We start from the raw sequence: 22,795 nt of genomic DNA on the forward strand, positions 1-22,795 counted from the left end.
CATATATTTTATAAATGTAGTGGTTTTTTTTTAAATTAACATTTGTATAACAGTGTAAAATAAAATTAAATAATTTATAATGAGATTGTTATGTGTGTTTTGATGTGTTTTTGTCAAGTAATAAAAATGACTTTGATGTGTTTTTGTAAGGAAAGATAAATAAGAATATAGAAAAAATAAATATAATATTGCTTCAAATTACTAATTAATTAACCAAAATTTTTAGAAATATGAAATTTACAAAACTGTTCATTTTTTGTCTTTTATCTATTCTATTCTCAGTTTATGCACAAGCACAAGATGTTACTGTAAACGGAAAAGTATATGACGAAAACGGGCTGCCTATCCCAGGAGTAAGCGTTTTAATTAAAGGAACTTCCAAAGCTACGGCTACGGATTTTGATGGGAACTATCAAATTAAGACCGATTCCAAAGGTACTTTAGAGTTCAGCTATTTAGGTTATATTACCGCAAAGGAACCTATTAATGGAAGAAGTCGAGTTGATGTTAAACTTAAACCTTCAACAGAAAGCTTACAAGAAGTTGTCGTTGTAGGTTATGGAACTCAAAAGAAAAGTGTTGTTACTGGTGCAATATCCAGTGTAAAAGCAAAAGATCTTGAGAAAGTACCAAATGGTCGTATCGAGCAAGCTTTACAAGGTAGAGTTTCTGGTGTTACTATTGCTGCCAGTTCTGGGCAACCAGGTTCTGGATCCACAATCCGTGTCAGAGGGGTAACTACTTTTGGCGATGGTGGTAATAACCCTCTTTGGGTTGTTGACGGTGTTGTTGTAGATGGTGGTGGAATAGGATTCCTTAATCAATCTGACATAGAGTCGATTGAAGTGCTTAAGGATGCTGCTTCTGCTGCAATTTACGGTACGCGTGCTGCAACAGGAGTAATTTTGGTTACAACCAAAAAAGGAAAATCTGGAAAAATTTCTGTGAACTACAATGGTTTTTCAGGGGTTTCATCACCAGAAAAAACTTTAAATTTACTGAACGCCACACAATATGGTGCTTTGCTAAATGAAAAATCAGTTGCTGCCGGCGGACCTGCTATATTCCCTAATTTATCTGCTTTAGGTGTTGGTACAGATTGGCAAAAAGCGATTTTTAACACAAGTGCTTTCCGTTATTCTCATGAATTGAGTATCAGTGGGGGAACTGATGTTTCTAATTTTTATGCTTCTTTTGGACTTCAAGAACAAGAAGGAATAGTTTCAACAGAAATTTCAAATTATAGCAAAAAGAATTTCCGTTTAAACTCAACACATAAAATATCTAAAGTATTTACTTTCGGACAGACTTTAGGTTTTTCGAGACAAAAAACAATTGGTATTGGAAATACAAATAGTGAGTTTGGTGGACCGTTAAGTTCAGCAATCAACTTGGATCCAACTACTCCTTTGATAGAAACGGATCCTGTAAAAGCTAATAATGCGCCTTACAGTACGAATCCTGTAATTCGCGATGCAAATGGAAATCCTTATGGAATCTCAAGTTTAGTTGGTCAAGAAATGACGAATCCCTTGGCTTATGCCAAAACAAGATTAGGAAGTTATGGAACTTCAGATGACATTGTTGGTAACGCATATATTGAAGCGGCTATAACAAGTCATATAAAAGTGAGATCAACTTTTGGTGCAAAATTAGCAACATGGGGAGGTCAAGGATTCACACCTGTTTTCTATTTAAGTGCAACTTCAAATGTGCTAAAAAATAACTACAGTAAATATGAAAACAAAAGTTTTGCGTGGAATGTTGAAAACATATTGACGTACACAAATCAATTTGGAGATCATAACTTAACAGTTTTATTAGGTCAGGGATCTTATGTTGATAATATTGGCGGAGGTCTAGGTGCTACATTATTTGGATTGCCAGTGACAAGTTATAAAGATGCTTCTTTTAACTTTGATATCCCACAATCTGACAGAAGTAGTTACACTTACGATTCTACTCATCATAAATTGAATTCTTTATTTTCACGTGTGAATTACGATTATAAAGAGAAATATTTATTTACAGGGATTATTCGTCGTGATGGTTCCTCTCGTTTCGGAGGTAATAATAAATTTGGAATATTTCCATCGTTTAATTTAGGATGGGTTTTAACCAAAGAAGATTTTTGGAAAGAAAGCAAAGTACTTAATACTTTTAAAATAAGAGGTGGTTATGGAGTTGTTGGGAATGATGCCATACCAGATTTTAGATACCTTTCTTTAGTTGAAGGAGGTTATAATTATTCTTTTGGAAATTCAGGGGCAATCACTACTGGTTATGCTAACCTTACACTTGATAATCCGGATTTGAGATGGGAGGAAACTTCTCAGGGAAATGTTGGTTTCGAATCGAAACTTTTTAATGACATAAGCCTTACTGTAGATTTATACAAAAAATCAACCAAAGGGATTTTGCGTCCAATAAATATTCCAGGTTATGTAGGTGTTACGGCAAGTCCAATAGGGAATGTAGCCGATATGGATAATAAAGGAATCGAGGTTGAATTAGGATATAAAAAGACTTTTGGTGACTTTAATTTTTCTGCAAATGGTAACGTTGCTTACTTAGAAAATAAAGTCACTTATGTAGCAACTGATTCCGATTATATTCCTGGAGATGCTTCTTTCCAATCTATGGGACAAGTGACAAGAACGCAAGTAGGACAATCCTATAATTCATTTTACGGATTTAGAACAGCAGGTATTTTTCAAAATCAAGCGGAAATTAATGCTTACACGAATTCATCAGGAGGCTTAATTCAGCCAACTGCACGTCCTGGAGATTTCCGTTGGGTTGATACTGACGGTAATGGTTCAATTGGTGATGATGACAAACAATTTTTGGGAAGTAATATTCCAAAATACACTTTTGGTTTGACATTAAATTTAGATTATAAAAACTTCGATTTGATGGCATTTGCTCAGGGAGCAGCGGGGAATAAAATTTTCCAAGGCTTGCGTAGACTTGATGTAGGAAATGCAAACTATCAAACAATTGCTTTGAGCAGATGGACAGGTGAAGGAACTTCAAATGATTTTCCTAGACTAACTAATGATGATACCAATGGAAATTTTGGAAAAATGTCAGATTTCTATTTAGAAGACGGAGATTATCTTAGACTGAAATTAGTTCAACTTGGATATTCATTGCCTAGTAGTGTGGTGAGTAAAATTGGAGCCAATAAAGTACGCTTTTATTTAACTGCCGAAAACTTATTGACTATAACTAAATACACGGGTTATGATCCTGAAATTGGTGGAGGTGTATTCGGGATAGACAAAGGGATTTATCCACAAGCAAGAACATTTATGCTTGGAGCTAATTTACAATTTTAATACAATCAAGAATTATGAAAACGATAAAATTTAAATATTTATTTATTGCAGCGGCTGTGGTTTCATTCGGTTCCTGTACTGAAGAATTTGTAGATGTAACACCTAAAGGGTCATTTCTTTCGGATAATTATTATGCGAATCAAGACCAAGCAACTGCAGCTCTGGTAGGAGTTTATGATGCCATTAGAAAAAACACAGGTGGATTTGAAAACATGGTGGGAATGATGAATGCTGGTTCAGATGATCATTTTGCCGGTGGAGGTGGTTCTACAGATGGAGCAGGAATTCAAGGTTTTTCTACGCATACCCTTACAGGTACAATAGTTCCCGGAAGTTTTTGGAATGATCATTACCAAGGGATTTTTAGAGCAAACACTTTGTTGTTGAAATTACCGGGTGTTGCAATGCCAGATGATGTGAAAGCGCGATTTTCCGGAGAATCAAAAGCTTTAAGAGCGATGTATTACTTCAACTTGGTTAGATTGTTCAAGAATGTTCCATTATTGTTAGATCCCTTGACCGCTACCAATATGTATGAAGTTGAGCAAGCAACATCAGAAGCGGTGTATGCTCAAATAGAAAAAGATTTAATTGAAGCAATAGGTACTTTACCAACAACTGTTCCTGCTGATACAGAATCTGGACGTCTTACAAAAGGGGCTGCACAAGCCTTGCTTGGAAAAGTCTATTTACAAGAAGGTAAAAAGACGGAAGCTGCAGCTATTCTAGCTTTGGTGAATGGTACGCCGGGTGGAACAAATCAATATGGAAATCGATTGTTGACTAATTTTAGTGATTTATGGGTAGTTTCTAATAAGTTTAATACGGAGTCACTTATTGAAGTTTCCCATACCAGTGCCGGTAATTCTGACTGGGGATTCTGGGGTTCAGGTAGAGACGAAGGAAATTCATTGAATGTAATGATAGGCCCTAGAAGTTATTCAAGACCTTCAGGTTCTACAGCGCCTGATTTACCATCAGGATGGAGTTTTAATGTTGTTACTCAAGATTTATATGATGCCATAAAGTTAGATCCTAGGTTTGGAGCTACAATATTAGATTTGAAAGCTTTGAAAGCTGCCGGTAAAGCAGATTATATTGGAGGATATCAAGATACAGGCTATTTCTTAAACAAATTCCTTCCTCGAAAAGAAGATGTTAGAACTGGTGGTGGAGCAGCAGAATTGAATTACAGACAAAATTCTTATATCATTAGATTAGCGGATACTTATTTAATGGAAGCTGAAGCATTAGGTTCAGGAGCAAGAGCTCAAGCTTTACTTGATGCAGTTAGATCAAGAGTTGGTTTGCCCTCTATTCCGGTTACACTAGCAGCCATTAAAAATGAAAGAAGAATGGAACTTGCAGGGGAAGGACACCGATTTTTTGATCTAGTTCGATGGGGTGATGCAGCTACTAAGTTATCAAACAGAGGTTTTGTTGCCGGTAAAGATGAAATTTTCCCAATACCAATAAGAGAACTTCAAGGAACCAAATTGAAACAAAACCCTGGCTATAATTAATAAAAGATAAAATTATGAAAAAGATAAAATTAATTTTCAGCTTTATACTGGTACTGTTTGTAGCTATAAGTTGTACGGTGGAGGGAATCAGTGATGATACGGCTCTTTTAGGCACAGAATCATCTGCTAATCTTAATAAGATATTTGATATCAGTACGGATAATTCGGGAAAAGTAATAATAACTCCAACAGCAGATGGGGCAATTTCTTTCAAAGTAGAATATGGTCACGGAACCGTATCGTCAGTTACAGTGCAACCCGGAGCTAGTACAACCCATATTTATCCAGAAGGAAAATATACGGTAAAAATTACTGCTACATCAATTTCTGGAGCGACTACTGAGCAAACATTTCCGTTAGATGTTGTGTATAGAGCACCAGAAAACGTAGCTGTTACTTTAAATAAAAACATTCACAATTTAAAAGTAAAAGCCAAAGCAGATTATGCAAAATCGTATTTAGTTTATTTTGGGGATGTTCCTAATGAAGTTGGTACGCCATTATCTACTGATGGAGAAGTTTCTCATGATTATGCAGTTGCCGGAACTTATAATGTAAAAGTTGTTGCGTTAAGCGGAGGTGCTGCCAAAACGGAAAAAACGACACCAACAATTATTTACGATGCTTACGGGTTACCAATTACCTATGAATTAGCGACTCAAAATTATGGAGTTGGTGGAACTTTTGGTGGAATTTCAACAGCAGTAGTAGCAAATCCTTTTCCAATAGGATTAAACACTAGCGCAACTGTTTGGAAATACACAAAAACGACAGGAGCAGAAACTTGGAGTGGGACTTATTCTCCTTTAGATTCTCCAATAGATTTTGCTACAGGAAATAAAATCAAATTATTGATGTATGCAACAGAAGTTGGTAAAAGTCTAAATGTAGAATTAGAATGGGCTGTTGGCGGAACACCTACAAATGGTGTTGCTGTTTTAAAAGTAGCCAATACTGTAGCCAATTCTTGGCAAGAATTAGTATTTGATTTCAGTACAATTGCAGCAATTCCGGCTAATGCCAAATTTACTCAACTTGTATTTAGGTACGATGATTCAGCAAAAGGGTCAGGAGAAGTAATTTACATAGACAATATTAGATTAACTAATTAAAAAAAATATGAAAACAAATATCAAATATATTTTAGGGCTTTTCATAGTAGCACTAACATTTATTAGTTGCAACGAAGAAGAATATAGTTTGGGCGAATTGTCGGCACCTGCAAATGTTGTAATAAATGCTGAGGTTGTCGGAGTAGATGCAGCGCATCCAAATGGTGATGGCTCTGGAAGCGTAAAAATTTCTGTAACAGGAGACAATGCTCTTTCGTATAAAATTGATTATGATGCTAATACTCCATTGGATTTAGTGTATTTACCAACGGGTATGACCACTAAAAAATACACTTCTGTTGGTGTAAACACGTATAGAATAACTGTTGTAGCTTTTGGCAAAGGTGGGTCATCTACTAATGTTACTAAAGACGTAACCGTAAGAAGTGATTTTACTGTTGCTCCAGAAATTGTTACTGCATTAACTAATAATGCTTCAAAAACGTGGGTAGTAGATAAAAGTGTAGCTGGTCATATAGGTGTTGGCCCTTGGAACGTGGCTTCTATCAGACCGGAATGGTGGGCTGGTGGTGTTAATGAAAAAGCAGCTTCTGCAAATTGTTTTTATACAGCCACTTTTACTTTTGCTAAAGTTGCTGCTTCCGGAACGTATTCGTTGCAAGTAGCTACTCCGGACGGTGCATTTACAAAAACGGGTTCACTAACAACTCTTCCGGGTATTCCGGGTTCAGGAGATGAAGGATGTTATAATTATGGTGGCGGAACTTCTGCTTTTAGTTTTATACCAGCATCATCTGGTGCACCGGTAGTGATTACTAATGCTGATAATTCAACGTCTACCCAAACCAGTATTTTATTGTCTGGTGTTGATACTTTCATAGGATATGGTGCAGTTCAAAAAGAATATGAAATTTTGGTTATAACACCAACTTATCTATATGTTCGTGTACAAGGAACCGAAACTGGAAATGCTTGGTATCTAAAATTGAAACCAGCGCTTTAATAAATCATAAAATGTAAGCTCAGAATTGTCAAAAGTTCTGAGCTTTATTTTAATCATAAATAGTTTTTAAAGGATGGGAAATAATCTGGTATTTCAATTTTCGAAAAATAAGAATTATATGTTTTTATTGGCTTTGGCTAATTTTTTCATGTTGTTTTCATGCAGTGGTAGTAATAATACCGAAGAAGGAACGGTAACTGCACCTTCAAATCTTACGGTTTCAGCAACAGTAGCTGGTGCAACGACACAAAATCCAAACGGAGATGGCAGCGGAACAGTAAATTTTAACATCAGCGCAACTAATGCGACTTCCTATAAAATTTTACTTGGTAATGGAGAAACTAAAGAGCTAACAAATGGAAATTTTACTTATACCTATACAACAGCGGGTACAAATACCTATGTTATATATGTGTCAGCATATAATTCAGGACAGTTTGTTTCTTCCACTATTTCAGTAACAGTTTTTGTGGGTTCTGCTTTAGTTTGGTCAGATGAGTTTAATGTCAATGGTGCTCCCGATAGTTCAAAATGGGGTTATGATTTAGGTGCAGGTGGCTGGGGAAATAACGAATCCCAATATTACACAAACAGACCTGAAAACATAATTGTTCAAGATGGTTTGTTAAAAATTAAAACGCTAAAAGAAAGTTTCAGCGGAAGCAATTATACTTCGGCTCGAATTCTTACAAAAGATAAATTTTCGTTCAAATACGGGAGAGTTGAAATTAAGGCAAAACTGGCTTTGGGTGCTGGAACTTGGTCTGCTTTATGGATGTTAGGAAGTAACATAAGCACAACTGCTTGGCCCGCATGTGGAGAAGTTGATATTATGGAACATGTTGGCAACAGCCAAAACAGGGTTCATGGTTCCTTGCATTCTCCCGGACGTTCAGGAAATACACCAGATACAAGTACGGTTATGGTTCCTAATGCTTCAACAGAGTTTCACGTCTATGCTATAGATTGGTCAGCAACATCCATTAAGTTTTACGTTGATAGTCAGCTATTTTATACATTTACTAATTCGGCTAGTCTTCCTTTTAATCAGAATTTTTTCTTAATCATAAATTGTGCAATGGGAGGAAATTTTGGTGGAGCAATAGATTCTAATTTTACGGCTTCCACTTTTGAGGTGGATTATATAAGAGTTTATAATTAATTATATTTTTGTTTAGTTAGGTTCTTCATTGGGAGCTTCTATTTGTAAGTTGGATAGAAGCTCTAATGAAGTGTTATATTTGGTGTCAAATATAAATTCATCAAAAAAACAGTATAAATGAATCAGATAAAAAAAATAATTGTTTCGGTAGTTTTGATGTTAATAGGCGTTTTTTCCAATGCGCAAACATTGAAAGTGATGACGTACAATATCCGCTTAGATGTTGCCAGTGATGGAGAGAATGCTTGGAGTCATCGTAAAGATTATTTCATTTCTCAAATTCAATTTTACAATCCTGATATTTTTGGAGTCCAAGAAGCAAGACCCAATCAGGTTGTTGATATTGCAACCTCACTTTTGGAATACAATAATGTAGGTATTGGAAGAGACGGAATTGGGCAAGGAGAATCGTCCAATATTTTTTATAAAAAAGAAAGATTTACGGTTAAAGAAAGCAATACGTTCTGGCTTTCTGAAACGCCAAATACAATTTCAAAAGGTTGGGACGCTGCCTACAATAGAGTTTGTACGTACGCGCTGTTCAGGGATTTGAAAAGAAAACAACTATTTTGGGTTTTTAATACCCATTTGGATCATATTGGCGAAGCTGCAAGAACCAAAGGAATCGAATTAATTCTTTCGAAAATAAAGGAAGTAAACACCAAAAATTATCCTGTGATTTTCATGGGTGATTTAAACTCAGAGCCTAAAGAAGACAGAATAATACTGCTTAAAAAAACAATGGATGATACCAGAGAAGTTTCGAAAGAGAAACCTTTTGGGCCTTATGGGACATTCAATAATTTTAAACACAACGAACCTGTAACTAAATTGATAGATTACATTTTTATTTCGAAAAACAGTATTTTGAAAGTAAAAAAATATGCCGTTTTGAGCGATTCAAAAGACTTGAAATATCCATCAGATCATTTACCGGTTTATATTGAAATAAACTTTAGATAAAAATATGAATTATATAAAACATACCATGAAAATTTTCATCTTACTAGCCATGTCAGTCATGCTGTCAAAATGTTCTCCGTCTGGAGATACTGTTAATCCGGCTCCAACTCCAGTTCCGCCAGTGGTGGTTACTAATGAAATGGATTTTTGGTTGACAAAAGGCAATCAAAGTGTGGCGCTTCAAAAGCAAACATCAGTTTTAGCATTTGGTACAACCTTTAATAACTATGCAAATATTGAGGTTGATGATGCTAAAACATTTCAAACCATCGACGGTTTCGGATATACTTTAACGGGAGGAAGTGCTCAGGTTATAAATCAATTAAACGCACAAAAGAGACAAGAATTATTAAAAGAATTATTTGGTTCTGATGCTAATTCAATTGCCATTAGTTATTTAAGAATTAGTATTGGTGCTTCAGATTTGAATGCTGCACCATTTACGTATGACGATTTATCAAGCGGACAAACGGATATAAATCTGGACAATTTTAGTTTGGAACCAGATAAAACGGATTTGATTCCAATGCTAAAAGAAATTGTGGCAATCAATCCAAATATTAAAATCATGGCAACTCCATGGTCGCCACCAGTGTGGATGAAAGACAATAATGGTTTTGTTGGCGGAAGCTTGAAACCGGAATATTACGCAGTTTATGCAAAATATTTTGTGAAGTACATTCAAACAATGAAAGCCGAAGGAATTACCATTGATGCCGTTACGCCACAAAACGAACCATTGCATCCTGGCAATAATCCAAGTATGTTGATGATTGCATTACATCAGGCTGATTTTATAAAAAATCATTTAGGACCAGCTTTTAAAGCTGCAAATTTGTCAACCAAAATTGTGGCGTATGACCATAATTGCAACAAACCGGAATATCCTATTGCAGTGTTGAATGATCCAGGAGCGAATCCCTATGTTGATGGTTCTGCATTTCATCTGTATGAAGGAGATATAAGTGCTTTGTCTACAGTTCACAGTGCTTTCCCCAATAAAAACATCTATTTCACGGAGCAATACACGTCTTCTACAGGAAGTTTTGAAGGGGATTTGAAATGGCATGTGAAAAATGTAATTATTGGATCGATGCGAAATTGGAGTAAAACAGCATTAGAATGGAACTTAGCCAATAACGCTTCTTTTGGACCAAATACTCCGGGCGGTTGCACCACTTGTAAAGGTGCATTGACAATTAACAGCAGTGATAGTTTTACAAGAAATGTAGGATATTATATCATTGCTCACGCTTCTAAATTTGTTCCTGCAGGTTCTGTGAGAATTTCGAGTAACTTTAGTGGGAATTTGAATAATGTGGCTTTTAAAACGCCTAGTGGGAAAAAAGTTTTAATTGTTGAAAATGACGGAAACACTTCCGAAATTTTTAATATAAAATACAATGGAAATTGGATAACAACTTCACTGGAAGCAGGTTCAGTAGGAACGTATATCTGGTAAAATAATAATAGCATAATAATTTCTATCATGAAAAGAATAACGACAGTAGCCCTTTTAGCAGTGACTTTTTTGGCTTTTTCGCAGCAAAAAAATAAAACAAAACAAGTGTCTTTTTCTACTAAAGATAAAACGATTACCGTTTATACTACAGCAGAAAACACAAAGTTACGATTGACACAAACCGATAAATTGAGTTTTAGTAGTTCAAAACAACCTTTGGAAACAGAAATTTCTGTTTTTGTGGAGCCTAAAAAAACATTCCAAAATTTTATGGGAATCGGCGGAGCAATTACGGATGCCAGTGCTGAGGTTTTTGCAAAATTGAGCAAAGAGAAACAACAAGAACTTTTGAACGCCTACTATAATAAGGAAAAAGGAATTGGGTATTCCTTATTGAGAACCACCATTCACAGTTCTGATTTTTCTAGTGGAAGTTATACCTATATCAAAGACGGAGATAAGAATTTAGAAACGTTCAATATTGATCACGATAGACAATATCGCATTCCAATGCTTAAACAAGCCATAAAAACGGCTGGCGGAAAATTATTGCTTTATGTTTCGCCATGGAGCCCTCCCGCTTTTATGAAAAGCAATGGCAACATGCTTAAAGGAGGAACTTTACTTCCTGAATATTATCAATCTTGGGCAAATTATTACACAAAATTTATCAAAGCGTATGAGAAAGAGGGAATGCCAATTTGGGGATTAACCGTTCAAAACGAACCTATGGCAACACAAACTTGGGAATCCTGCGTGTATTCTGCAGAAGCTGAAAGAGATTTTTTGAAGAATTTCCTGGGACCAACAATGAAAAAAGAAGGTTTAGGAGATAAAAAAATAGTGGTTTGGGATCACAACCGTGATTTGATGAACCAGAGAGCCAATGTTATTTTTTCTGACCCGGAAGCTTCAAAATATGCTTGGGGAATGGGATTTCATTGGTACGAAACTTGGGCAGGAGGAGAGCCAATGTTTGATAATGTTCGAAAAGTGCATGAAGCTTATCCCTCTAAAAATTTAATGTTTACTGAAGGTTGTGTCGAAAGGTTTGATGCCAAAAAATACCAATTTTGGGCAAACGGAGAACGATATGGAACTTCTATGATTAATGATTTTAATAATGGAACTGTGGGTTGGACGGATTGGAATATTCTTTTGGACCAAAACGGCGGACCAAATCACGTAGGGAATTTTTGTTTTGCACCCATTCATGCAGATACTAATTCAGGAGAATTAATTTACACACCTTCGTATTATTACATCGGACATTTTTCAAAATTCATTCGACCAGATGCTAAAAGAGTCAGTACAGCAGTAAGCCGAAGCAGTTTGATAAGTACTTCATTCCTGAATAAAGATGGAAAAATGGTTACTGTAGTAATGAATCATAGCGATAAAAGTGTTACGTATAATTTAATTATTGCTACTGAGAAAACGGTTGTTGTAATTCCGGCTCACGGAATTCAAACACTAGTGTATTAAATTTTAAACGGTCTTATTTTAAAACCTACTTTATGAAGAAAATAGTTTTAATGGTCTTTATTTCTTTTTCAATTGCCTCGTTTGGACAGGGTTTTTTACATAGAAATGGACAAGAAATTGTCGATGGAAACGGGAAAAATATTGTGTTGCGCGGTTTGGGATTGGGCGGATGGATGGTTCAGGAAGGATATATGCTTCAAACCGGTTCATTTGCAGGTCCTCAACATATAATTAAGCAAAAAATAACGGATTTAATTGGTGCCAAAAACACCAAAGAATTTTATGATGCGTACAAAGCAAACGGAATAACTAAGAGCGATATTGATTCATTGGCGGCTTGGGGATTTAATTCCGTTCGCTTGCCGATGCATTACAATTTATATACGTTGCCACTTGAACAAGAAGTGATTTCCGGTCAGAATACTTGGCTGGAGGAGGGTTTCAAAATGACCGATGATTTATTAAGCTGGTGTGCTGCTAATAAAATATATTTGATTTTGGATTTGCATGCAGCTCCGGGTGGCCAAGGAAAAGATGCTAATATCTCCGATTATGATCCTGCAAAACCATCACTTTGGGAAAGTACCGCCAATCAGGATAAAATGGTGGCGCTTTGGGAAAAATTAGCAGAACGGTATAAAGATAATCCTTGGGTAGGAGCTTATGATATTATCAATGAACCCAATTGGAATTTTACGGGAACGAATCAAAATGGTTGTGATGAAACTTCGAATGCGCCTTTAAAAGCCTTGCAAGTTAGAGTTACAAATGCCATTAGAGCCATCGATAAAAATCATTTGATTTTCATTGAAGGGAATTGCTGGGGAAATAATTACAACGGAATGTTTCCGCTTTGGGATGATAATATGGCGTTGAGTTTTCATAAATATTGGAATCAAAATGACACCGCTTCTATACAAAAAATGTTGGATTACAGAACCCAATACAATGTGCCAATTTGGTTGGGAGAAAGTGGTGAAAACTCTAATGTTTGGTTCAAGGAGGCCATCTCTTTAGTGGAGACAAATAATATTGGTTGGGCTTTTTGGCCAATGAAAAAAATTGAAAATTTAGCTGGAGTTACTTCAGTTACAAAAACTCCGGAATACGATCAATTGTTGCAGTATTGGAATAATGAAAGAGCTAAGCCTACTGTAGATTTTGCCAAAAAAGGATTAATGGATATCGCTGAAAACTTCAAAATGAAAAACCTTACCATCAGATATGATGTTATTGATGCAATGTTCAGACAAGTTCAAACAACCGATACTAAGAAATACAAAAACCATTCTTTGCCAGGGAAAGTATTCGCAACCGAATATGATTTAGGACAAAACGGATACGCTTATTTGGATAAAGATGTCGCTAATTATGACGGTACTAAATTTACCAAATGGAACAAAGGCGGAATGATGCGAAATGATGGAGTTGATATTGAGTCTTGCAATGATACAATGACAAACGGATTTCAGGTTGCCTTTATTGAAGATGGTGAATGGTTGCAATACACGGTTGAGGTAAAAGCAAAAGCTACTTTTGATGTTGCCATTCGTTATGCGAGTGAGGCTTCAGGCGGAAAACTTTATTTAGAAGATGAAAACGGGAGAATTTCTGAAACAATAACAATTCCATCTTCTGGAGGAATAAATAATTGGAAAACGATTACTTTAAAAAATGTGATTTTAAAACAAGGGACGAATAAAATCAAAGCGCGTTTTGAAAAAGGGAATTTCAATTTGAACTTTTTGGAATTTAAAAAATCAAAAAAAATAAAGGCATAGAAGACTATAAACTCGTTTCATACTATTTTATTTATAGCATTGAAACAACTAAGAAATTTGAAATGAAAAAAATAGGAACTACAATTCTTTTATTGGCTTGCTTTCTTGGGTTTTCCCAACAAAAAACAATTGACCAAAAAGTGAATGCTTTGCTAAAGCAAATGACACTCGAAGAGAAAATAGGACAGCTCAATCAATATACAGGAAATAATCAGGCGACTGGACCTATAACCATAAATCCAAATAAGGAAACCGAAATTAAAAAAGGTTTAATTGGTTCTATGTTGAATGTTTTAGGAACTAAATATACCCGCCAATATCAAGAATTAGCGATGCAATCTCGATTGAAGATTCCGTTATTATTTGGTCAGGATGTGGTGCATGGATACAAAACTACTTTTCCACTTCCTTTAGCAGAAGCTGCAAGTTGGGATTTAGAAGCGATGGAACTTTCGGCAAGAATTGCTGCTGTAGAAGCATCTGCAAGTGGAATTCACTGGACATTTGCGCCCATGGTAGATATTGCTCGTGATCCGCGTTGGGGACGAGTAATGGAAGGCGCAGGAGAAGATACTTATTTAGGTTCAAGAATCGCCTACGCCAGAGTTAAAGGTTTTCAAGGAAATTTGGGTGATGTCAATTCGGTAATGGCTTGCGTAAAACATTTCGCTGCTTATGGCGCCGCTGTTGGTGGGAGAGATTACAACTCGGTTGATATGAGCGAAAGAATGCTTTGGGAAACGTATTTGCCTCCTTTCAAAGCAGCACTAGATGCTGGAGCGGCTACTTTTATGAATTCGTTTAATGATATAAATGGAATTCCGGCAACAGGAAATAAATACCTGCAAAGAGACATTCTTAAAGGAAAATGGAACTTTCAAGGTTTTGTAGTTTCCGATTGGGGTTCTATAGGAGAAATGGTCAATCACGGATATTCAAAAGACAATAAAGAAGCAGCATTACAAGCCATAACTGCAGGAAGTGATATGGATATGGAAAGCAATGCGTATCGATACCATTTAGCGGAATTAGTTAAAGAAAATAAAGTGCCAATTGCGTTGATTGATGATGCCGTAAAAAGAATTTTACGCAAGAAATTTGAATTAGGACTTTTTGATAATCCTTATAAATACTCGAATCCGGAAAGAGAACAAGCTGCATTGAATAATCCTGAGCACAGAAAAGCAGCAAGGGATATTGCAGCAAAAAGTATCGTGTTATTGAAAAACGAGAAAAACATTTTACCTCTTTCTAAAGACACAAAAACAATCGCTTTTATTGGACCTTTGGTTAAAGAACACAAGCAAAATATGGGTTTTTGGGCAGTAGAATTACCAGAGCTGGATTATGACAAACAAGTTGTTTCCCAATGGGAAGGTGTTCAAAATAAAATAGGGAATTCAACTAAATTGCTTTACGCCAAAGGGTGTGAAATTGAAGGGGATAACAAAGATGGTTTTGCGGAAGCAATTGCTGTTGCCAATCAAGCCGATGTTGTGATTTTGAGTATTGGTGAAAGAGCAGATATGAGTGGCGAAGCTAAAAGTCGCAGTAATATTCATTTGCCTGGAGTTCAGGAAGAATTGGTAAAAGCGATTCAAGCAACCGGGAAACGTGTCGTGGTTTTGATTAACGCGGGAAGACCGCTTGTTTTTAATTGGACTGCAGATAATGTCCCTGCAATTGCTTACACATGGTGGTTAGGAAGCGAAGCAGGAAATGCGATTGCTGATATTTTGTTTGGCGATTACAATCCTTCGGGGAAATTACCAATGTCTTTCCCAAGAGAAGAAGGGCAGATTCCCATCTATTACAATCATTTTAATACTGGAAGACCAGCTAAAAACGAAACGGAATCCAATTATGTTTCGGCATATACCGACTTAAAAAACAGTGCTAGATTTCCTTTTGGATACGGTTTGAGTTATACTTCTTTTGAATATTCGAATTTGAAGTTGTCCAAAAATAAAATTAAAAATACTGAAAATATAGCCGTGTCATTAAGTGTAACCAATTCAGGAAAAGTGGCAGGAGAAGAAGTAGTTCAATTGTATTTGAGAGACAAAGTAGGTTCTGTAGTCAGACCAATAATTGAACTGAAAGATTTTCAAAAGATAAAACTGAATGCAGGTGAAACTAAAGTTGTGAAATTTATCATTGACAAAGAAAAATTATCTTTTTACAATGCGGAATTAGAATGGATTGCTGAGCCGGGAGATTTTGATTTGATGATTGGTTCATCTTCTTCAGATATTCGTTTGAAAGACACTTTTGAATTGGTGAAATAATAATTATTAGGAAAAAGAATATCTTATTTAGAAAGTTCTTTAAAAAAATAAGAATGAATAAAAGATGATTTTGTTTGTAAAACTGTTGTCGTTACTAAGGAATTAGACGGTTTGAATTTTATTTTTTGTTTTAAAGCATTTGATATTTCTGTTAATATATAGAAATACCTTTTATATTTTAATAAAGCAAAAGGCTTTATAACTGAAAATTAATATATTTGATACGGTATTTTTTAAATTTATTAGGTGTGCTAGGATGTTGAAATTGATGGAAATAAAAATAAAAAAGTATTGACTCTAAATCAATTCTCCTATAAAACTTGTAGTTATGGTATTAAATTAGGACAATAAATTTGATAAAGAGGGAGTTTAAAAAAGAGGTTAGTCTTATGAGATAACCTCTTTTAAATTCTGTTTCAATACTTTTTTCAATTAACAATTCAACAATTATTATAATACTGCTCAGGTTGTAATTAGCTAATCGATAGAGTAGTTGTATTGATTAACCATTTATTTTATTTAAAACTGTAAGATAACGAAGCCCAAAAACTACGAGGTAAAATAGTTCTAGCATACATAGGAGTTCCTTTAGCAACGGTTGTAAAATCCCTAAATTGATCCCCTCTTACATCACCTTCGGTAATAGCTCTAGTATTTGTTAAATTATCTGCCCAAAATTTAGCTTCAAGAGTATTTGTTATTTTGTATCCTACGCTGGCTCTCATAGTAACATATCCCGGCAATTTATAGTTTTGAGCCGGAGAGGTATAACGACTTCCTGTATAGATAATTCCCCAATTGGTATAGAATTTTTTGTAATCATAATTAGCTGCTAGTTCGGTACTTAGAACAGGAACTCTTTCTGTCGCATTTCCAGTAAAACTATAAGTAACATCTCCCATTTGTTGTAATACTATAGGGTTCGTTTTAGTAGATGCTGTATAATCTGTATATTTTGAGTCTTGTAATGTTCCGGTAAGTCTTAAACCTAAGTTATTGGACACCTTATAAGCGATCTCATACTCCGCACTTAGCGTTCTGGTGGAACCAAAAGCTAACAACGCTTGTAATCCAATATTAGTCGGTACATTAATATTAAGGGATACATTTTTAATAGTAGAATAACTAACTGAACTAAACAATGACCAACCATTGTTGGCATATTTATATCCTAGCTCAGCCAAAAGTACTGGGCGTTTTTTTATAGATGATTCTTTATATGCTGCTGCACCATAATCAATAAGTGTTGGGGTGTTGTATGCTCGTGTAAGTCGGGCAAACATAGCAGCGTATTCGTTTATTTTATTATTAAGTCCCGTTGACAATGCCCAGTTGGTATTAGAAACAGAATAATCCGTTCTACCTACAATATTCATGGATGCAGCGGCTGATGTATTTGGTGTGCCATCTGCATTTACACCGTAATAAGGTCTTTTGCCATCAATATGATGATTGTCAACACGAAAACCTAAATCAAGTCTGAACTTGTCATTCAATGCAATTTCATCACTTACATAGCTTGATAAAATACGGGTATTACCAATGCGGATATTTGTTGAAGCCGCTAACATACCATTGCCTGCAAATGGGCCACCGGCAATGAGTAAACGACGGGGTTGATTTTTTAGTTCTTGATTAAAAACAAAAGAATCATTTGGTTCATTGTTTACGTTGTATTGATGTAATCCTAAACCCAAATTAAGACTATGCTTGTTTACTTTCTTTTTAAAATCAAGAAAATTGATAAACTGCTTATCTCTATTCTTCTGCATTACAGCTACTGAAAATACATAATAATCGTCTGGAGAATAAGTAGGGGTATTGCCATCTAAGTAAGAATATTGGGCTGTAGAGCCATATTTCCTTGCCGATAATGGAATGGTTGAATTTACAGTTGTATGGCTACTTTGGTAACGAAAATTATTGTTTATCTGCCAGCCATTGTCAGTAGTGTAATTAAACTGAAATCCTCCTGCGCCCATTTTGGTGTGCATCCCGTCTGAAAGATCGTAATTATTTACCTTTCCAGAAGCTCTCGTATAACTCCATTTTGTATCAATCATATCCATTGATTGTGTGAAAAGGTCATAGTTTGCCAGCGCAGTTGGTTTCCCTGATCCATCATAGGAATAATAACTACCGATGCGCCATTGTATTTTGTCATCAATAAATTTCCCAAGAAAACGTAGGTACCCTTTGTTGTTTTTGAAATGATATGTTACGTTGGCTTTTAGTTGTCCGCCTTCATTTGCAGTATATCCTGGGGGTACAATACCTTTGTCTGTACGATAAAAACCTCCAATATTATATTTTATATTTTCGCTAAAAGCACCGCCTGTATTAGCATCCACTCTATATAAGTCTTGCGAAAGACCGGATGATAATTTTATTTGTCCGTAGCTTTTATTTGCCCCTACATGGCTAATATTATTTACAACCGCACCGGATGTATTCGCCAAAACTATCGATGCATTCCCACCACGTATGGCTTCAATATTTTTAGTGGTAAGATCTGTTTTGTAATATTGGTCAGCAGAAGGAATCGAATTAAACCCGGTAGGTAAAACAGGAAGACCATCTTCTAAAATTCCTAAAAACACATAACCTCCCTGTTGAGGAAATCCACGTACCCATACATTTCCGGGACCATCACCACCACTACTTTCTACAGTAAGGCCAGGTATTGCTCGCAATAAATCGGTACTATTTAGAGGAGATCTTTGCTGAATGTCTTTTGTTGACATTGTAGTAATCGCAACACTCGATTCTATTTTTCGTTTTGGACGACCTCCCGTAACTACTACAGCATCTAATTGCATAGGGTCTTCGACCAATTCCCCATTAAACACGACTTCATTATTCGCTACATCCACTTGACCAGTAGATGATAAATGCCCCATGCGAGTAAAAACAAGTTTGTATTTACCACTTGGTAAGTTTTTAAAATTATAGTAAGACAAGGAATCGACCAAGGTATTTTGATTGGTGCCATTACTGGATGATAATTTAATAGTAACTCCTGAAAGTGATGTGCCGCTTTTGTCTTTTACAAAGCCGGAAATACTTCCTGAACTTTGCGCATGAGTAACAGTTGATAAAATAAATAAACATAGCAGCCAAAAAGTGCTGACTTTGTCATTAAATGGTAATTTCTTCATTTGGTTTTTTTTTGTTAGTTAATGGTTTTTAATTATGATTTGCAGCTTTTAAAATGTCTTGCAAATTTTCTTCAGTAAATTTCCCTCCTGATAATAAAAGAAATTTATTTATTGGGATATCTGCTAACTTATCTTCTAAAAATGAAGCTGCTTTTTTCTTTTCTTCAGTCTCTGCTTTTTTATTGGCTCCTGTAAAATTTTGAATCAGTTGAGCATATAATGCATCACTGTTAGGTGCGTTTTTGAATTCTCTGAATAATGATTCACGTGTAAGAACAATTTGTGCCGTTTTTGTAGACTGAATATCAATAGTTTGTTGTAAAGGTAAATCGCGAGAAGAACCTCCAACACGGATATCAAATTTTCCGGACTTTATAGCCCAATCATGATATTTTGAATTGAAATAAGCAAAATCACGTGAGGTTAAATGGAAAGTAACTGTTTTTTCTTCTCCTGGTAATAAAGCCACTTTTTCAAAATGTTTCAGTTCATTTTCTGGTCTTGCCACTTCACTTTCTTGTTCGTGAACATATAATTCTGCAACTTCTTTACCAGCTACTTTACCAGTATTTTTTACTTTTACTGAGATTACAATGTCATCAGAATCTTTTGCTGCCGTAGTATTGGCTTTAATATCAGAATAAGAAAAAGTCGTGTAACTCAAACCGTACCCAAAAGGAAAGTTAGGTTCGATTTTCTTTTTGTCGTAGTAACGGTATCCAATAAAAATACCTTCGCCATAATTTGCGTTTCCCTCTCTTGAAGGGAAATCCATTGCAGTTGGAGTATCTTCTAAACGCATTGGGAAAGTTTCAGATAATTTTCCAGAAGGGTTTACTTTTCCTGTCAATACATCAGCAATAGCACCACCACCGGCTTGACCCCCAAGATAGGCTTCAACAATAGCAGCAACATCTTTTTTCCAAGGCATTGAAACGGCTGCACCATTCATTAATACTATCACGATATTCTTATTTACTTTTGCTACTTCTGCAATCAATTTGTTATGACCATCAGGCATGTCCATATTTTTTCTGTCTATACCTTCTGAAGAGTCTGGTAAACCTGCAAAAACAACAACTAATTCTGCATTCTTTGCATTTTCTACAGCTTCAGCAATTTTTGCATCATCAGTTTCACCTGATGAATTGTACCCTTTTGAAAAAGAAAATTGAGTTCCTTTTACCATTTTTTGCAATTCATCAAGTGCATTTACTATTTGTGTAGGACGAACTTTTGAACTTCCTGCTCCTTGATAACGAGGTGTTTTTGCAAAATCACCTACGATTGCTATTTTTTTTAAAGTAGCTTTAAGCGGTAATATTGCATTATCATTTTTCAACAAAACAATACATTCGCCACTTACTTGTCTCGCAAGATCATTATGTTTTACTTTATCAACAATAATCCCTTTTTTATGACTGTCTTTTGCTTTTAGCGTAACGGCAACTACATCGGTTACTATTTCATCTAATCGAGCTTCGTGTAAAATTCCTTTTTTTACCGCATCGACAATTTTTTTGTCATTAAAACCACCACTTGCAGGCATTTCTAAACCTAATCCCGCGTCAACTCCTGCAGCTCTTTCATTAACAGCACCCCAATCAGAAACTACAAATCCTTTGAAACCCCATTTTTTCTTTAAAATTTCATTTAATAAATATGAGTTTTCAGAAGAATATATCCCGTTTACTTTATTATAAGAACACATCACGGTCCATGGTTGTGCATTTTTTACAGCCATTTCAAATGCAGGAAAATAGATTTCATTCAAAGTACGTTCATCGATATTAGAACTGTTTGACATACGTTCTGTCTCCTGACTATTGGCAGCAAAATGTTTCAGCGAAGATCCAATACCCTGACTTTGAACTCCATTAATAAAACCTATCGCAATATTTCCTGCCAAAATTGGATCTTCTGAAAAATATTCGAAATTTCTTCCTCCTAATGGGGATCTTTTCATATTTACACCGGGTCCTAAAAGAATTTGGACATCATTAGCCTGGGATTCTATTGCTAATGCTTCACCCATTTTTTGTGCCAAAGCTGGATTCCAAGAAGAGGCAAGTGCCGAGGCCGTTGGAAAACAAGTTGCAGGAACACTATTGGTAAAATCTAATCCTTCTGTTTTACGCAAACCATGTGGTCCATCAGACATAAAAATGGAAGGAATTCCTAGTCTTGCAATAGGTTTTGTTGACCATGCTGTTTCTCCAGAACACAAAGAAGCTTTTTCTTCAAGTGTCATTTGTGCTACAAGTTTTTTTGCTTTTTCTCTATAATCTACAGTTTGGGCATGCGATTGAGCCGACAAAGTAACCCCAATTAGTAGTAAAATAATTTTTTTCATAATCTTTAATTTGGTTGTTTTTTGGTAACTATTTATTGTTTTAAAAGCTTTGTGTTATTTTGACGCAATGTACATATTTTTTCGATTCACAACACATTTCTCATAAAATTTTTATATTTTTTTTACAAATGGTTTTTCTTAGCTAATTTTTGTGGGAATATGGTTTGTTATTGGATAGGTTTGTTTCTTTTGTTCAAATCATTTTCTTTGTTTTTGAAGTAGAGTCAATAGAGTATGGATATTGAAACTTGAATATTCATTTATTTTTTTTAAAAAAATGAACTAAATTGCGACTTTTAAAACGGCATAAATTTAATACTAGAAAAAAATCACATGTTAAAAAATATTTTAGATAACAGGGACGAATATCAGCCAGGTTTATCAATAGACTGTGTCATTTTCGGATTTCATGAGAATCAGCTCAAAGTATTATTGGTAAAAACAAAACACCCAGATAAATGGGCTTTGCCTGGTGGTTTTGTGCCTATTAATGAAGATATTGATCAAGCGGCAGTTAGTGTTTTACATGCTAGAACAGGATTAAAAGGAATTTTTTTGAGGCAGTTTTATACTTTTGGTGCTGTCAAAAGAAATGAAAATCATTTTAGTAATCGAGTTTTAAATTTTGGCGGAATACTTTCGGAAGAGGGGAAGTGGTATTTTAGTCGTTTTGTAACTGTGGGCTATTATGCATTAGTAGATTTAATGCAAACAATTCCTCAACCGGAAGGTAAAAATGAAATTGTGGAATGGATTGACCATAATGTGGTACCGGATTTGATTTTGGATCATAAAGAAATTTTGGATAAAGCATTGGAGACTTTACGAATGGAGTTGAATCTAATGCCGGTAGGATATAATTTGCTTCCTGAAAAATTTACTATTCCTGAACTACAAAAACTATATGAAACTATATTAGGCAGAAAGCTCGATCGAAGAAATTTTCTTCGCAAAATAACTGCCATTGGAATACTTACAAAACTCGATGAAAAGAAGAGCAATGTCGCTCATAAAGCGCCAAATTTATATAGTTTTGACCGAGATAAATACAATGAAGTTGTAAGGAATGGGTTGCATCAAGGGTGGTAGTTTTTAGATTTAGTTTCTTATATTTTGTTTTATGAATTAGTATCGGAGAAATTTAAGGACTCTTTTATGGTTTGTTCTTCTTACTACGGTACAATGCATGATATTCAATCAATT

13 protein-coding genes are annotated in these 22,795 nt (G+C 35.3%); 11 read left to right on the top strand and 2 right to left on the bottom strand.

The genetic code is table 11. From position 1 onward, the window contains the following. Positions 1-230 precede the first annotated feature (230 nt). The 10 genes from ACM55F_RS18070 to ACM55F_RS18115 all read left to right on the top strand — a co-directional run bounded on the left by ACM55F_RS18070 (position 231) and on the right by ACM55F_RS18115 (position 16,081). On the top strand, positions 231-3,341 hold the full coding sequence (locus ACM55F_RS18070; protein ID WP_416855217.1) for a SusC/RagA family TonB-linked outer membrane protein: 3,111 nt from the start codon (positions 231-233) through the stop codon (positions 3,339-3,341). Between the two features lie 14 nt (positions 3,342-3,355). Then, on the top strand, positions 3,356-4,864 hold the full coding sequence (locus ACM55F_RS18075) for a RagB/SusD family nutrient uptake outer membrane protein (RefSeq protein ID WP_416855218.1): 1,509 nt from the start codon (positions 3,356-3,358) through the stop codon (positions 4,862-4,864). A gap of 14 nt (positions 4,865-4,878) precedes the next feature. Next, positions 4,879-5,976, top strand: coding sequence for a hypothetical protein (locus ACM55F_RS18080; RefSeq protein ID WP_416855219.1), 1,098 nt, complete (start codon positions 4,879-4,881; stop codon positions 5,974-5,976). A gap of 7 nt (positions 5,977-5,983) precedes the next feature. Next, entirely contained in the window at positions 5,984-6,940 is a 957-nt protein-coding gene (locus ACM55F_RS18085; RefSeq protein WP_416855220.1) for a hypothetical protein, read from the top strand. 73 nt (positions 6,941-7,013) lie between these two features. Next, a complete protein-coding gene (locus tag ACM55F_RS18090) occupies positions 7,014-8,102 on the top strand; it encodes a family 16 glycosylhydrolase (RefSeq protein WP_416855221.1) in 1,089 nt (362 codons plus the stop codon). Positions 8,103-8,219: 117 nt separating this feature from the next. Beyond that, positions 8,220-9,065: an endonuclease/exonuclease/phosphatase family protein gene (locus ACM55F_RS18095; RefSeq protein WP_416855222.1), complete on the top strand. Its 846-nt coding sequence runs from the start codon at positions 8,220-8,222 to the stop codon at positions 9,063-9,065. A gap of 25 nt (positions 9,066-9,090) precedes the next feature. Continuing rightward, a complete protein-coding gene (locus ACM55F_RS18100) occupies positions 9,091-10,527 on the top strand; it encodes a glycoside hydrolase family 30 protein (RefSeq protein ID WP_416855223.1) in 1,437 nt (478 codons plus the stop codon). Positions 10,528-10,554: 27 nt separating this feature from the next. Then, entirely contained in the window at positions 10,555-12,012 is a 1,458-nt protein-coding gene (locus ACM55F_RS18105) for a glycoside hydrolase family 30 protein (protein ID WP_416855224.1), read from the top strand. Between the two features lie 32 nt (positions 12,013-12,044). Further along, complete coding sequence (locus ACM55F_RS18110) at positions 12,045-13,793, top strand: cellulase family glycosylhydrolase (protein WP_416855225.1); 1,749 nt, start codon at positions 12,045-12,047, stop codon at positions 13,791-13,793. Between the two features lie 62 nt (positions 13,794-13,855). Next, positions 13,856-16,081 carry a glycoside hydrolase family 3 N-terminal domain-containing protein gene (locus tag ACM55F_RS18115; protein WP_416855226.1) on the top strand — a complete coding sequence of 742 codons (2,226 nt, stop codon included), beginning with the start codon at positions 13,856-13,858 and terminating at the stop codon, positions 16,079-16,081. A gap of 515 nt (positions 16,082-16,596) precedes the next feature. Here ACM55F_RS18115 and ACM55F_RS18120 read toward each other — a convergent pair. Together ACM55F_RS18120 and ACM55F_RS18125 are read right to left on the bottom strand one after the other, a co-directional pair. Further along, the gene (locus tag ACM55F_RS18120; protein ID WP_416855227.1) at positions 16,597-19,239 is read right to left on the bottom strand and encodes a TonB-dependent receptor; all 2,643 of its coding nucleotides are present in this window, start codon (positions 19,237-19,239) and stop codon (positions 16,597-16,599) included. Between the two features lie 28 nt (positions 19,240-19,267). Continuing rightward, on the bottom strand, positions 19,268-21,592 hold the full coding sequence (locus ACM55F_RS18125) for a glycoside hydrolase family 3 C-terminal domain-containing protein (protein ID WP_416855228.1): 2,325 nt from the start codon (positions 21,590-21,592) through the stop codon (positions 19,268-19,270). 333 nt (positions 21,593-21,925) lie between these two features. Between ACM55F_RS18125 and ACM55F_RS18130 the strand changes: the two genes are divergently transcribed. Then, positions 21,926-22,681, top strand: coding sequence for an NUDIX hydrolase (locus ACM55F_RS18130; RefSeq protein ID WP_416855229.1), 756 nt, complete (start codon positions 21,926-21,928; stop codon positions 22,679-22,681). The last annotated feature ends 114 nt before the right edge of the window (positions 22,682-22,795 follow it).

Origin of the sequence: Flavobacterium melibiosi, assembly GCF_048158545.1 — a bacterium.
In the GTDB taxonomy this organism is placed as follows: Bacteria; Bacteroidota; Bacteroidia; order Flavobacteriales; family Flavobacteriaceae; genus Flavobacterium; species Flavobacterium melibiosi.